Here is a 12,975-nt window from a genome sequence, read left to right on the forward strand (position 1 = left end):
GCGGTGCGGTGCGGTGCGGTGCGGGCCGGGCGGACGTTGCCTGCCGGGGCACTACGAGCGGAACGGTCCCGTCACCTCGTAGGTCCCGGCGGCCGAGAACTTCAGCGCGCTCGCGCCGCCGTGCGCCGTAAGCGTTCTGTCCGTCTGGCGGTCCCGCGCCCTGGCGGCGGGTGGTGGTGGTCCCTACCGGATCCGGACCTCGTACGTCGCCACCCGCACCGACGCATCGTCCAGGCACTGCCCCGACTCCAGGCAGAAACGCTGCTTCAGCAGCGGGGAGGCGACGAACGGACGGCCCTGGTGGGTGCCGGTCAGACCGCGGGAGAGGACCGCGGCGCCGGTGAACGGATCGCGGTTGTCGACGGCGTGCAGCCGGCCCGAGCGGTCGAGGAAGACGGCCGCCTGCCGGCCGTCGGGCAGCAGCGCCGCCACGCCGCGGCCGGGGACCAGCCGCGCCAGGTCGCAGACGGTCAGCCAGTCCCCGTCGCACCGCAACTCGACGGTCGGGTCCGTCGTCCGGACGGTCACGTCCGTCGTCTCGGGTGCCAGGGTCATCGGGCGCTTCCTTCCAGGGGGCGGGTGCCGAGCGTCAGCAGCGGCAGGTCGGGCTTGATCTGGTCGCGCTCGGGGACGAAGCCCACCAGTGGGTCGGGGGCTTCGGGCGCGTTCACGAACGACACGAACCGGGCCAGCTTCTCCGGGTCGTCGAGGGTCTCGGCCCACTCGTCGCGGTAGTGCGCGACATGGGCCGCCATCAGCTCCTCCAACTCCGCGCAGATGCCCAGCGAGTCGTGCACCACCACGTCCCGTACGTGGTCCAGGCCGCCCGGGATCCGCTCCAGCCAGGCGCTCGTGCGCTCCAGGCGGTCCGCGGTGCGGATGTAGAACATCAGGAACCGGTCGATCAGCCGGACCAGTTCGGCGTCGCCCAGGTCCTGCGCGAGCAGGTCCGCGTGGCGCGGGGTGGCGCCGCCGTTGCCGCCGACGTACAGGTTCCAGCCGTTCGCCGTCGCGATGATCCCGAAGTCCTTCGACCGGGCCTCCGCGCACTCGCGGGCGCAGCCGGAGACCGCCGACTTCAGTTTGTGCGGGGACCTGAGCCCCCGGTAGCGCAGCTCCAGGTCGATCGCCATGCGCACCGAGTCCTGGACGCCGTACCGGCACCAGGTCTGCCCCACACAGGACTTCACCGTGCGCAGCGCCTTGCCGTAGGCGTGCCCGGACTCGAAGCCCGCGTCCACCAGCCGGGCCCAGATCAGCGGGAGCTGTTCCACCCGGGCGCCGAACATGTCGATCCGCTGCCCGCCGGTGATCTTGGTGTAGAGGCCGAAGTCGCGGGCTATCTCGCCGAGCACGATCAGCTTCTCCGGGGCGATCTCACCGCCGGGGACGCGCGGTACGACGGAGTACGAACCGTTCCTCTGGAGGTTCGCCAGGAAGTGGTCGTTGGTGTCCTGGAGCGCGGCCTGCTCGCCGTCCAGGACGTGGCCGTCCGCCCCGATGGACGGCGCGAGGGAGGCGATCACCGAGGCCACCGCCGGTTTGCAGATCTCGCAGCCGTCGCCGCCCCGGGCCGCCTGCCTGCCGTACCGGTCGAGCAGGTCCCGGTACGACGTGACGCGCAGGGCACGGACGATCTCGTACAGCTCCTCGCGGGTCTGGCCGAAGCAGCCGCACAGGCCCTTGTCGACCTCGACGCCGGACGCCTCCAGTTCCGCGGCGACCAACTGGCCCAGCACCTTGACGCAACTGCCGCAGCCCGTGCCCGCCCTGGTGCACTTCTTCACCTCGGGCACGGTGGTGCAGGAGTGCTCGCTCACCGCGCCGCGGATCGCGCCCTTGATGACGTTGTGGCAGGAGCAGATCACCGCCTCGTCGGGCAGCGCGGACGGCCCGAGCGCCGCCGGGGCGCCCGCCTCCGCCGGCAGGACCAGCCGCTCCGGCGGTACGGGCGGGACCGATCCGGTCAGCGCGCGCAGCGTGCCGTACGCCTCCGCGTCGCCCACCAGGATCCCGCCGAGCAGCGTGCCGTCGCGGCCGACGACCAGCTTCTTGTACAGCCCGGCCCGGGAGTCGGAGTAGACGACTTCCAGGCAGTCCGCGGCCGTGCCGTGCGCGTCGCCGAAGGACGCCACGTCCACCCCGAGCAGCTTCAGCTTGGTCGACAGGTCGGCGCCGGTGAACCCGGGCCGGTCCGCGTCGGCCTCGGCGAGGGCCGCCGCGGCGGTCTCCGCCTGCTCGTAGCCGGGCGCGACCAGGCCGTACACCCGGCCGTCGACCGCCTGCGCGCACTCGCCGATCGCGAACACCCGCGGGTCGGTGACCGTACGGCACCGCTCGTCGACGCTGATGCCGCCGCGCTCGCCGACCGCGAGGCCGCAGGCGCGGGCGAGCTGGTCGCGGGGGCGGACACCGGCGCTGAACACCACCATGTCCGTGGCGAGTTCGGAGCCGTCGGACAGCTTCATGCCGCGGACCGCGCCGTCCGCGCCGACGACCACCTCCTGCGTGCCCACCCCGGTGTGCACGGCGAGCCCCATCTCCTCGATGGTGCGCAGCAGCGCGGCGCCGCCGCCGTCGTCGACCTGTACGGGCATCAGCCGCGGCGCGAACTCCACGATGTGGGCGGCCAGGCCCAGGCCCTTCAGCGCGCCCGCGGCCTCCAGGCCGAGCAGCCCGCCGCCGACCACCGCGCCCGTCGTCGCCCGGGACTGCGCGTACTCCTCGATCGCGAGCAGGTCCTCGATGGTGCGGTAGACGAAGCAGCCCTCGGCGTCCTTGCCCGGGACGGGCGGCACGAAGGGGTAGGAGCCGGTGGCCAGGACGAGCACGTCGTAGCCGACGGTCAGCCCGGAACGGGCCGTGACCTCGCGGGCCTCGCGGTCGACGGCCTGAGCCGGGTCGCCCACGTGCAGCTCGATGCCGTGGTCCGCGATGAACCCCGGGTCGGTCATGGACAGGTCCTCGGGGGTCCGGCCCGAGAAGTACGAGGTGAGCTGGACCCGGTCGTAGGCCGGACGCGGCTCCTCGCACAGCACGACCACCCGGTGCGTGGCGGTCAGGCCGCGCTCGGCGAGCGCTTCGAGGAAGCGCTGGCCGACCATGCCGTGGCCGACGAGCACGATCGTGCGGCGGGAGTTGTCCCCACCGGGTCGGGAGCTGTCCCCACCGGGTCGGGGTCGGTCTCCACCGGGTCGGGGTCGGTCCCCACCGGGTCGGGGTACGTCTCCACCGGGTCGGGTTGGGTCTCCGGCAGCCCGGGTTGGGTCTCCGGCGGTCCGGGGTCGGTCCCCCAGGGGTCCGGGCCGGTCCCCGACGGGTGCGGTCGTGGACATCAGGAGCCTCCGTCGTTGGTGAGCAGGTGCAGCAGCGGGCCGTCGTCCGGGAGCGGTTCCGTTCCCTCCCAGGCGCGGGCGAGCGCGCCGACGGTGCCGAGTTCGCCGACCAGGACCCCGCCGACCAGCCGGTCGTCGCGGACGACGACCTTGCGGTAGGTGCCGCGGGTGGCGTCGGTGAGCCGGACGACGTCGTCGCCGGGGCGCGGTTCGGCCTCGCCGAAGGCGGCGAGGTCGAAGGGGGAGCCGGGGCCGGTCAGGGTGAGCCGGGTCAGCGCACGGGTGCCGGTGTAGCGGGCGCCGGCCCGCCCCGCCAGCAGCTCGGCCAGCACGTCGGCCTGTTCGAGGGCCGGGGCCGCCAGGCCGTACACCGTGCCGGCGTGCTCGGCGCAGTCGCCGACGGCGTGGATGTGCGGGTCGGAGGTGCGCAGCTCGTCGTCGACGAGGACGCCCGCGCCGACGGCGAGACCCGCGTCCGCGGCGAGCCCCACGCGCGGTCGGACCCCGCAGGCGACGACGACGAGATCGGTGTCCAGGGCGTATCCGTCGGCCGGCTCGACCGAGCGGACCGCGCCGTCCGCGCAGCGCACGTCCCGTACCCGGCACTCGGTGTGCACCTCGACGCCCAGGTCCGTCAGATGCCGCAGCACCAGCCGCGAGGCGTCCGGGTCGAGCTGGCGCTCCATGAGCCGTTCGCCCTGCTGGGCGAGGACCACCTGGGCGCCGCGCGCGGCCAGCGCCCGCGCCGCCGACACGCCGAGCAGCCCGCCGCCGACGACGACCGCCCGCACGCCCGGCCGTACCGCCCCGGCCAGGCCCAGGCAGTCGTCCATGGTGCGGAACGCGTGCACGCCCTCGGGCAGTCCCGCTCCGTCCGTCCCGAACAGGCCGCGCAACGGCGGCAGGACCGGGTTGGAGCCGGTGGCCAGGACGAGGGTGCCGTAGGCGATCTCCGAGCCGTCCGCGCAGCGCACCCGGCGCGCGGGACGGTCGATGCCGGTGACCCGGGCGCGCACCAGGTGCGCGGGCGCCGGGAGGGCGATCACCTCCGGGGCGTAGCGGCCGGCCAGTACCTCGGCCAGCAGCACCCGGTTGTAGGGGTGGTGCTCCTCCTCGCCGACGAGCAGCGCGGACGTGCCCAGCTCGGCGAGGCGCCGGGCGAGCCGTTCGCCCGCGAGGCCGGCGCCGATCACCACCACACGCGTGTCCGAGGTCATGCTCCGCAGCGTGCGGCGCCGACGTTACCCGGCCGCATCACGACTGTTTCCCGGGCGGAACGCTGCCCTCAGCGGGCAGCGGCGGCAGCTGTGAGGGACGGGACCGGCCGTACGGAGCCGTACGAGACGGGGCGGGGCAGGGCAGGGTGGGGCAGGGCGGGACGGGCCGTGGCCTCGGACGGGACACGCGGGGGCCGTGGGGCCGGGCCGCGGTGAAGCTCAGAAGTACCTCAGGAAGGGTGGCCCGTGCAGTGATCGCTCCGTAGGGTCGCGATCATGCCCGACATAACGCTGCCCGTCGTCGCCCTGCTCTGCCTCGCCGCGCTCGCGGCCGGCTGGATCGACGCCGTGGTGGGCGGCGGCGGGCTGCTGCTCCTGCCGGCGCTGCTGCTCGGCCTGCCCGCGCACACCCCGGCCGCGTACGCGCTCGGCACCAACAAGGCGGTCGCCATCGTCGGCACGACGGGCGCGGCGGTGACGTACGCCCGCCGGGCACCCGTCGACGTGCGCAACGCCGTCCGCATCGGCCTCGCCGCGCTCGCGGGCTCCTCGGCCGGGGCGTTCTTCGCGGCCGGGATGAGCACCGACGTGCTCAAGCCGGTGATCATGGTGGTGCTGCTCGCCGTCGCCGCCTTCGTGATCCTGCGTCCCTCCTTCGGCGCGGCAGCGGCGGCCGGTCCGGCCGGCCGCCGCCGGATCCTCGCGGCCATCGGCCTCGCGGGCCTGGGCATCGGCTTCTACGACGGCCTCGTCGGACCCGGCACCGGTACCTTCCTCGTCCTCGCCCTCACCGCCGTCCTCCACCTCGACCTGGTCACCGCCTCCGGCACCGCCAAGATCGTCAACTGCTGCACCAACGCGGGGGCGCTCGCCACGTTCGCCTGGCAGGGCACGGTCCTGTGGCGGCTCGCCGCCCTGATGGCCGTGTTCAACCTCGTCGGCGGTACCCTGGGCGCGCGCACCGCGCTGAAGAAGGGCAGCGGGTTCGTCCGGATCGTGCTGCTGACGGTGGTGTTCGCGCTGGTGGCGGATCTGGCCTACGAGCAGTGGATCGCCTAGCGGCCGTCGCCCGGCCGTGCGCTACCGGCTGCCGGTCAGGTGCGCGAAGACGACCACGTTCCCCCGGTAGCCGGTGGCCTTGGAGTAGCCCCCGCCGCAGGTGATCACCCGCAGCTCGGGGCGTCGTGCGGCGCCGTACACCTTCTCGTCGGGGAAGTCCCGCGCCTGGTAGACCTCGACCGCGTCCACGGTGAACACCGCCACGCTGCCGTCCCGCCGGTCCAGTTCGACGGTGGCGCCCCGCTTCAGCGCGCCGAGGTCGTAGAAGACGGCCGGACCCTCGGAGTTGTCGACGTGCCCGGCGACGATCGCGGTGCCCGTCTCACCGGGCGCGGTGCCGGACTCGTACCAGCCGGCCAGGTTCTTGTTCGTGGCCGGCGGCACGTCGAGACCGCCGGACGGGGTCAGACCGAGGCCGGTCAGGGGGGCGTCGACCCGGATCGACGGGATCCGGATCCGGGTGGGCGGGGAGGGCGGCAGCGCGGGCGCCGTCAGGCGCTCCTCGCCCGGGTCCGGGACGCCCTCGGCGGCGGCGGGCTGCGGCGGCGCGGACAGGTGGGCGGTGCCGAGCAGCCACACGCCGGAGCCCAGGGCGACCAAGGTGACCGCGGCTATCGCGGTGTCCCCGATCCTGCGCATACGAACCTCCCGAACCTCCTGAACCCCCCGGACCTACCGGAACTGACGGACTGCCCGGACCCTCCCGGAGTTCCTGAACCTCCTGAACCTCCCGGACCCTCCCGGAGTTCCTGAACCTCCCGGATCTCCCGGACCATCCGGACCTCCGGGATCGGAACCCCGTACCCCCTCCGGGCCGCGAGGGGCGTCGGACCCGGAGGGGGCGGGGAATGGCGGTACCGGCAGACGGACAGCGGAGGGTGTCCGTCAGATCCCGTCGCCTCTCGCCCGGCGATGCAGGAGCCAGGTACCGCCCGCGGCGGCGACGGCCAGTGCCGCCACACCCGCCGCGGTCTGCACGGGGTCGGAGCCGAGCGCGCCGCCGACCCCCGTCTTCACGCTGCCGTGCGGTTGCGCCTGCGAGTGCGCCGCGGCCAGCGTCACCATCAGATCGCCGGTGACCTGCCGGTTGCCCTCGGCACATCGGGCGACGATCTCGTACGTCCCCGGCTGCGCGCTCGGCGGCACCCGGAACTGGCCGATCGCGTCGCCCTCGTGCGTGCTCGGCGCCAGGGTGAAGGTGCCGGCGCCGACCGCGGAGGCGTCGCCTGCCGCCGTGCCCTTCTCCCCGCACGCCGTGGTGTTCACCGTGATCTGCCCGCCCGGGATCGCGATGGACGGGTACACCTCCAGAGCGGCGGTCGTCGTCGCGGCGCCCGGTGCGCTGCGCGGGTGCGCCGCCACGGCGCGGTCACCGCCGTGCGCGGGCGCGGTGGCGAGACCCGCTGCCGCGACGGCGAGCGCGGTACCGGTCAGCATGCGGGCGGTGCTTCGCATCGTGCTCCCTCGCGTGCCAGGGACCGCGACCCGCGGCACCCCCTGTGCTGCGGTGGAGGTCGCGCCCCTGCCCTACCGAGATAAAGCCCACGCGGCCGACCCCGCTTCCTGACACTCCGTCAGAACTGCGGTGAACGGGTGTCGCGCGGGCACCGCGAGCCCGCGCCGGGATCGGCGTTCCGGCAGGTCATGGGCGTGCGGAGGTCCATGGCGGAAGAACACACGAACGGCCCGCCCACGGCGTGTGAACGGGTGACGCTCCCTCAGAGGTCGCCGCACCGCCCCTGGGGAGCGCCCACCGGGGTCGAGGGAAGGGCAGGAAGGAGAGGAAGGAGCCCGCCGGGGGGCTAGGCCCTCAGGCCCCGCCGGGGGGCTAGGCCCTCAGGCCCCGCCGGGGGGTGGAGCCTCAGGCCCCGCCGGTGGCGTGGTCCGCCAGGGCCTCCGTCGTCGTGCGGTGGGCCACCGCTGCCAGGACCGGGTTCGTCCGTCGGTAGTAGTGCTCCGCCATCAGGCCGAAGCACAGCGCCCAGCCGCGCCCGCGCGCCCAGGTCGTGGCGTCGGTGCCGGACGCTTCGCGGAACAGGCCGCGGGTGCCGGCGGTGAGGACCGCCCAGGCGGCCAGGGTGTCGGCCGCCGGATCCCCGACGCCGAGCCCGCCGAAGTCGATCACCGCGGTCAGCCGGCCCGCCTCGGTCAGCAGGTTCCCCGGCAGCAGGTCGCCGTGCAGCCACACGGGCTCGCCGTCCCACTGGGGGAGCCGTACGACCTCCTCCCACAGCGCCGTCGCGGCGGCCGGGTCCACCGTGCACGCCGCGCCCAGGTCGCGGATGGCCGCGCGGACATACCGGTCGTTCGCCGCGACCGGGCCGCCCCGCCAGGACACCGGACCGCCGGTGGCGTCGGCCTTCCGGAGCGCGGCCACGAAACGGCCCAGCTCCACCGCGGCGGAGCCGAGTTCGGCGATCGGGGCGGTGTGGGCGTCGCGGCCCGCCAGCCAGCGCAGCACCGACCACGGATGGCCGTACCCCGGGGCCGGTGCGCCCAGCCCGAGCGGTACCGGGACCGCCAGCGGGAGGGCCGGCGCGAGCCGGGGCAGCCAGTGCTGCTCCTTGGCCACCTGCCCGGCCGTACCGGGCCGGCGCGGCAGCCGTACGACCAGGTTGTCGCCCAGCCGGAACATGGCGTGGTCCGTCCCGGCGGACGCGATCCCGGTGACGGCCAGCCCCGCCCACTCGGGGAACTGCCCGGCGATCAGGCGGCGCACGAGCGGGCCGTCGACGTCGAGTTCGTCGTCGTGCATCTTCGCGCCGGGCATGGGTCTCCGTGTCGGGTGGGCGGTGGCGGCTGCCGGGGTCCGGAGCGTAGCCGCGCCGGGCCCCGGCGTGCCACGGAATTCCCCTCAGTTCACGTTGACCGCGCTCCAGGCCGCCGCCACCGCGTTGTACTCCGTGCTCCCGGCGCCGTACAGGCCCGCCGCCGCGTTCAGCGTCGCCGCCCGCGCGCCCGCGTAGTTGGTCGTGGACGTCATGTAGACCGTCAGCGCCCGGTACCAGATCTTGCCGAGCTTGTCCCGGCCGATGCCGGTGACCGTGGTGCCGTTGTAGGTGGGGGAGTTGTAGCTGACCCCGTTGACGGTCTTGGCGCCGCTGCCCTCCGCGAGCAGGTACGCGAAGTGGTTGGCGACGCCCGACGAGTAGTGGACGTCCAGGTTGCCGACCGAACTGCTCCAGTAGTCGGCCGAACTGCCGTCCTTGGAGGGCTGGTCCATGAAGCGGAGCGCGGCCTTGCCGAAGCCGGGGCGGACGATCTCCTCGCCGATCAGGTAGTCGCCCAGGTCCTCGGCGTTGCCCGCGTACCACTCCACCAGCGAGCCGAGGATGTCCGAGGTGGCCTCGTTGAGGCCGCCCGACTCGCCCGTGTAGTTCAGCGCCGCCGTCGAGCCCGTCACCCCGTGGGTCATCTCGTGGCCCGCGACGTCCAGCGCCACCAGCGGCCCGAAGGTGGTGCCGTCACCGTCGCCGTACGTCATGCAGAAGCAACTGCCGTCCCAGAAGGCGTTGTTGTAGTTGGTTCCGTAGTGCACGCGGTTGTAGGAGCCCCGGCCGTCGCCGGCGATGCCGTTGCGGCCGTGGACGTTCTTGTAGTAGTCCCACGTCTCGTCGGTGCCGTACTGCGCGTCCACCGCGGCCGAGGCGCGGTCGGCGGTCGTCCCGGTGCCCCAGTGGTTGTCCGCGTCCGTGAAGAGGGTGGCGGGTGCGCGGCTGACGCAGATGCCGAAGACGCACACGTCGGTCTTGTTCTCGGCGTCGCCCGTGTACGTGTTGCCCCGGGTGGGGTCCTTGAGCTGGTACGTCGAGCCGGAGGCGGTCGTCTCCAGCGGCACCGTCCCGCTGTAGAGGGACCGGCCGTCGCCGGTGGCCGTCTCGATGCTGTCCCAGGCGTCGATCCGGGCGCCGGTCCCGGCGTCGGTCAGCACCGTGCGGGCGACCGGGTTGCCGAGAGAGTCCAGGGCCGCGGCGTCGGTGCGCCAGGCGAGGGTGGGGGCGCCGTGCAGCGCGTCGATGACGAGTTCCGGTTTGGCGGTCGCCTCTTTCAGCCGTTCGCCGAGGTTGGCGGCGCGCAGGGCGTTCATCGCGAGGTCGGCGGCCCTGGGCGCGGACAGCTTCGGGGTGACGGTGGGGACGGATATCGCGCGGCGGGTCGCGCGGTCGGCGCCGCGGTAGTCGCCGTCGGGGGTCAGGTGGACCACGAAGTCGCCGCCCAGCACCGGGAGTTCGCGGTAGGTGCGGTCGTAGCGGACGTGCTGGCTGCCGTCCTCGTCGACGATGACGTCCCGGACCCGGGTGTTCTGGGCCGCGGTGAGGCCCAGGCCCGTGGCGTGCCGGACGAGGGCCGTCGCGGCGTTCTCGACGGCGGTGGCGCGGCTCGGTCTGTCGACGGCGTGCGCGGTGGGGGAGAGCGTGGCGGCCAGCAGGGTGGCGGTGGTGGCGGCCAGACCTGCCGTCGCGAGACGGGATCCTCGGATGTGCCGTGTCCGACTCATCGGTCTCCTTGGGGAGGCGCCCTGTGCGGCGTGGGGATGACACTGACGTCCCCTGAGATTTAAGAGGGCATGACAAGTGGTTGTCCAGGGTGCGTCCGTACGGCGGAGCCACGTCCCGCGCCGCCCGAGGGGAGCTGTGGGCGGGGCCGCGGAGGGGGAGAATCGGTCCCGTGACCTCTGTCGCGCTCCCGTTCTTCGTCTACGGCACCCTCCGCCCCGGCGAGCCCCACCACGCCCGGTACCTGCGCGGCCGTACCCACGCGACGGAACCCGCCCGGCTCACCGGCGCGGTCCTGTACGACGGCCCCGGCTATCCGTACGCCGTCGCGGAGCCGACCGGAGTCGTGCACGGCGACCTGATCACCGCGCTGCCCACGGCCTACGGCCAACTCCTCGCCGAACTCGACGAGTTGGAGGATTACGTGCCGGGCGACCCGCGCAGCCGCTACGAACGCGTCGCCCGGGACGTCCGCCGCGCCGACGGCACCGCCGTCCGCGCCTGGGTCTACCTGGCCGCGCCCCCGGTCGCCGCCCGGCTGCGGACCGCGGGAGTCCGCATCGCGGCCGGTGACTGGCTCACCCGGGGGTGACGTCCGGTGCGGCACGCTCCAGGCGTACCGCGCAGACCTTGAACTCCGGCATGCGCGAGGTCGGGTCGAGCGCCGGGTTGGTCACCGTGTTCGCGCGGCCCGCGCCGGGCCAGTGGAACGGCATGAACACCGTGTCCGGGCGGATGCCGGTGGTGATCCGCGCGGGGGCCACCGCGCGTCCGCGCCGGGACACCACCGCGACCGGATCGCCCTCGGCCGCCCCGAGCCGCGCCGCGAGCCGCGGGTGCAGTTCGACGAACGGGCCCGGCGCGGCGGCGTTCAGCTCGGCCACCCGCCGGGTCTGGGCGCCCGACTGGTACTGGGCCACGACCCGCCCGGTGGTCAGCAGCACGGGATACTCGGCGTCCGGTTCCTCCGCGGCCGGCCGGTGCGCCACGGGCACGAACCGGGCTCGCCCGTCCTCGGTGGCGAAGCGGTCGAGAAAGAGCCGGGGGGTACCCGGGTGCGTCGCCTCCGGCGGGACGGGTACGGGGGTGGCCGGGTCGGTGTGGGGCGGTGCGGGGGTGGCCGGGGCGGGGCGGTGCGGGGTGTCCGGGCACGGCCAGAACACCCCGTTCTCCTCGGACAGGCGCCGGTAGGTGATGCCCGAGTAGTCCGCCGGGCCGCCCGCGCTCGCCCGGCGGAGTTCGTCGAAGACCTCCTCGGGGTCCGTCGGGAAGCCCTTCTCCACGCCGAGCCGGGCGGCGAGCCCGTGCAGCACCGCCAGGTCGCTGCGTACTCCGGGGGGCGGGTCGAGCGCGCGCCGCCGCAGCAGGACACGCCCCTCCAGACTGGTCGTCGTACCCGTCTCCTCGGCCCACTGCGTCACCGGCAGGACGACGTCCGCGAGCGCCGCCGTCTCGGAGAGCACCACGTCCGCCACCGCCAGGAAGTCCAGTGACCGCAGCCGGTCCTCGACGTGGGCCGCGCGCGGTGCCGACACCACCGGGTTGGACCCCATCAGCAGCAGCGCGCGCACGTCCGTGCCCAGGGCGTCGAGGAGTTCGTACGCGCTGCGGCCCGGTCCCGGCAGCGTGTCCGGGTCCACGCCCCACACCTCGGCCACGTGCCGCCGCGCGGCCGGATCCGTCAGCTTGCGGTAGCCGGGCAACTGGTCCGCCTTCTGGCCGTGTTCGCGCCCGCCCTGCCCGTTGCCCTGCCCGGTCAGGCAGCCGTACCCGGACAGTGGCCGGCCCGCCCGGCCGGTCGCCAGGCACAGGTTGATCCAGGCGCCCACCGTGTCGGTGCCCTTGGACTGCTGTTCCGGGCCCCGGGCCGTGAGCACCATCGCGGCCTCGGGTGCGCAGAACAGCCGTACCGCCTCGCGGAGTCGCGGGACCGGCACCCCGGTGATCCGCTCCACGTGCTCCGGCCAGTGCGCCATCGCCGCCGCCCGCGCCTCGCCCCAGCCGGACGTGCGCTCCCGGATGTACGCGTCGTCCGTCCGGCCCTCCGCCACCACCAGGTGCAGCAGGCCGAGCGCCAGCGCGAGATCGGTGCCCGGCCGGGGCGCCAGGTGCAGGTCGGCCTGTTCGGCGGTCCGGGTGCGGCGCGGGTCCACGACGATCAGCGTGCCGCCGTTCGCGCGCAGTTCGGTGAGGTACCGCAGCGCGGGCGGCATCGTCTCGGCGAGGTTGGAGCCGACCAGGACCAGGCAGCCGGTCCGCGGGAGGTCCGCCAGCGGGAAGGGCAGCCCGCGGTCCAGACCGAAGGCGCGGGTGCCGGCCGCCGCCGCGGACGACATGCAGAAACGGCCGTTGTAGTCGATCTGCGAGGTGCCGAGGACCACGCGTGCGAACTTGCCGAGCGCGTACGCCTTCTCATTGGTCAGCCCGCCCCCGCCGAACACTCCGCACGCGTCGGGGCCGTGGCCGGTCCGGGCCGCGGTCAGGCCCGCCGCGATCCGGTCCAGGGCCTCGTCCCAGCCGGCCGGCACGAGGGTGCCGCCGGAGCGCACCAGCGGGGAGGTCAGCCGTACCGCGGAGGAGAGCAGCGCCGGGGCGGTGCGCCCCTTGCCGCACAGCGCGCCCCGGTTCACCGGGAAGTCCGCGCGCTCGGTCACCTCGACGCCGCCGGGTCCGGGCGTCAGGTGCATGCCGCACTGGAGGGCGCAGTACGGGCAGTGGGTGGGCGTCGGGGCGGTCTCCATGCCGTTCAGCGTGGTCCGGGCGTGTTACGTCCCGTGCGGGCACCCGGTTACGCCCCCGGGACGACACCCTCCCCGCCCGCTCAGCCGCGCCGTGAGGCCGTCCGCCGCCCCGCCGCCGGACCCCGGC

10 protein-coding genes are annotated in these 12,975 nt (G+C 74.6%); 2 read left to right on the plus strand and 8 right to left on the minus strand.

What is annotated here, in order from left to right; translation table 11 throughout:
- Positions 1-183: 183 nt before the first annotated feature.
- The 3 genes from nirD to ACFC09_RS23480 all read right to left on the minus strand — a co-directional run bounded on the left by nirD (position 184) and on the right by ACFC09_RS23480 (position 4,552).
- Positions 184-555 (minus strand): nitrite reductase small subunit NirD, encoded by a 372-nt coding sequence (gene nirD / locus ACFC09_RS23470; protein WP_376531539.1) that lies wholly within the window; start codon positions 553-555, stop codon positions 184-186.
- Positions 552-3,104, minus strand: coding sequence for a nitrite reductase large subunit NirB (nirB, locus tag ACFC09_RS23475; RefSeq protein ID WP_376531676.1), 2,553 nt, complete (start codon positions 3,102-3,104; stop codon positions 552-554). Before nirB ends, nirD begins: the two co-directional genes overlap by 4 nt.
- Before the next feature lie 230 nt (positions 3,105-3,334).
- Positions 3,335-4,552 carry an NAD(P)/FAD-dependent oxidoreductase gene (locus tag ACFC09_RS23480; RefSeq protein WP_376531541.1) on the minus strand — a complete coding sequence of 406 codons (1,218 nt, stop codon included), beginning with the start codon at positions 4,550-4,552 and terminating at the stop codon, positions 3,335-3,337.
- Between the two features lie 276 nt (positions 4,553-4,828).
- Here ACFC09_RS23480 and ACFC09_RS23485 point away from each other — a divergent pair, with 276 nt between their 5' ends.
- Entirely contained in the window at positions 4,829-5,611 is a 783-nt protein-coding gene (locus tag ACFC09_RS23485) for a sulfite exporter TauE/SafE family protein (protein WP_376531543.1), read from the plus strand.
- Positions 5,612-5,632: 21 nt separating this feature from the next.
- Here ACFC09_RS23485 and ACFC09_RS23490 read toward each other — a convergent pair whose 3' ends face one another.
- The 4 genes from ACFC09_RS23490 to ACFC09_RS23505 form a co-directional block, all read right to left on the minus strand.
- Positions 5,633-6,250: a class F sortase gene (locus ACFC09_RS23490; protein ID WP_376531545.1), complete on the minus strand. Its 618-nt coding sequence runs from the start codon at positions 6,248-6,250 to the stop codon at positions 5,633-5,635.
- Between the two features lie 246 nt (positions 6,251-6,496).
- Positions 6,497-7,066 carry a hypothetical protein gene (locus tag ACFC09_RS23495; RefSeq protein WP_376531547.1) on the minus strand — a complete coding sequence of 190 codons (570 nt, stop codon included), beginning with the start codon at positions 7,064-7,066 and terminating at the stop codon, positions 6,497-6,499.
- A gap of 406 nt (positions 7,067-7,472) precedes the next feature.
- The gene (locus ACFC09_RS23500) at positions 7,473-8,381 is read right to left on the minus strand and encodes an aminoglycoside phosphotransferase family protein (RefSeq protein WP_376531549.1); all 909 of its coding nucleotides are present in this window, start codon (positions 8,379-8,381) and stop codon (positions 7,473-7,475) included.
- Positions 8,382-8,465: 84 nt separating this feature from the next.
- The gene (locus ACFC09_RS23505; protein WP_376531551.1) at positions 8,466-10,109 is read right to left on the minus strand and encodes a M4 family metallopeptidase; all 1,644 of its coding nucleotides are present in this window, start codon (positions 10,107-10,109) and stop codon (positions 8,466-8,468) included.
- Between the two features lie 170 nt (positions 10,110-10,279).
- Between ACFC09_RS23505 and ACFC09_RS23510 the strand changes: the two genes are divergently transcribed.
- Positions 10,280-10,699, plus strand: a complete 420-nt coding sequence (locus ACFC09_RS23510; protein ID WP_376531553.1) for a gamma-glutamylcyclotransferase family protein — start codon at positions 10,280-10,282, stop codon at positions 10,697-10,699.
- Here ACFC09_RS23510 and ACFC09_RS23515 read toward each other — a convergent pair.
- Positions 10,686-12,848, minus strand: a complete 2,163-nt coding sequence (locus tag ACFC09_RS23515; RefSeq protein WP_376531555.1) for a molybdopterin oxidoreductase family protein — start codon at positions 12,846-12,848, stop codon at positions 10,686-10,688. The genes ACFC09_RS23510 and ACFC09_RS23515 overlap by 14 nt on opposite strands.
- Between the last annotated feature and the right edge of the window lie 127 nt (positions 12,849-12,975).

The organism is Streptomyces sp. NPDC056161, from assembly GCF_042268025.1.
Taxonomy (GTDB): domain Bacteria; phylum Actinomycetota; class Actinomycetes; order Streptomycetales; family Streptomycetaceae; genus Streptomyces.

Excerpts from the sequence above, each read along its gene's own strand:
- nirD (WP_376531539.1), bottom strand. The coding sequence starts at position 555 with ATGACCCTGGCACCCGAGACGACGGACGTGACCGTCCGGACGACGGAC.
- nirB (WP_376531676.1), bottom strand. The coding sequence starts at position 3,104 with ATGGTCGGCCAGCGCTTCCTCGAAGCGCTCGCCGAGCGCGGCCTGACC.
- ACFC09_RS23480 (WP_376531541.1), bottom strand. The coding sequence starts at position 4,552 with ATGACCTCGGACACGCGTGTGGTGGTGATCGGCGCCGGCCTCGCGGGC.
- ACFC09_RS23485 (WP_376531543.1), top strand. The coding sequence starts at position 4,829 with ATGCCCGACATAACGCTGCCCGTCGTCGCCCTGCTCTGCCTCGCCGCG.
- ACFC09_RS23490 (WP_376531545.1), bottom strand. The coding sequence starts at position 6,250 with ATGCGCAGGATCGGGGACACCGCGATAGCCGCGGTCACCTTGGTCGCC.
- ACFC09_RS23495 (WP_376531547.1), bottom strand. The coding sequence starts at position 7,066 with ATGCGAAGCACCGCCCGCATGCTGACCGGTACCGCGCTCGCCGTCGCG.
- ACFC09_RS23500 (WP_376531549.1), bottom strand. The coding sequence starts at position 8,381 with ATGCCCGGCGCGAAGATGCACGACGACGAACTCGACGTCGACGGCCCG.
- ACFC09_RS23505 (WP_376531551.1), bottom strand. The coding sequence starts at position 10,109 with ATGAGTCGGACACGGCACATCCGAGGATCCCGTCTCGCGACGGCAGGT.
- ACFC09_RS23515 (WP_376531555.1), bottom strand. The coding sequence starts at position 12,848 with ATGGAGACCGCCCCGACGCCCACCCACTGCCCGTACTGCGCCCTCCAG.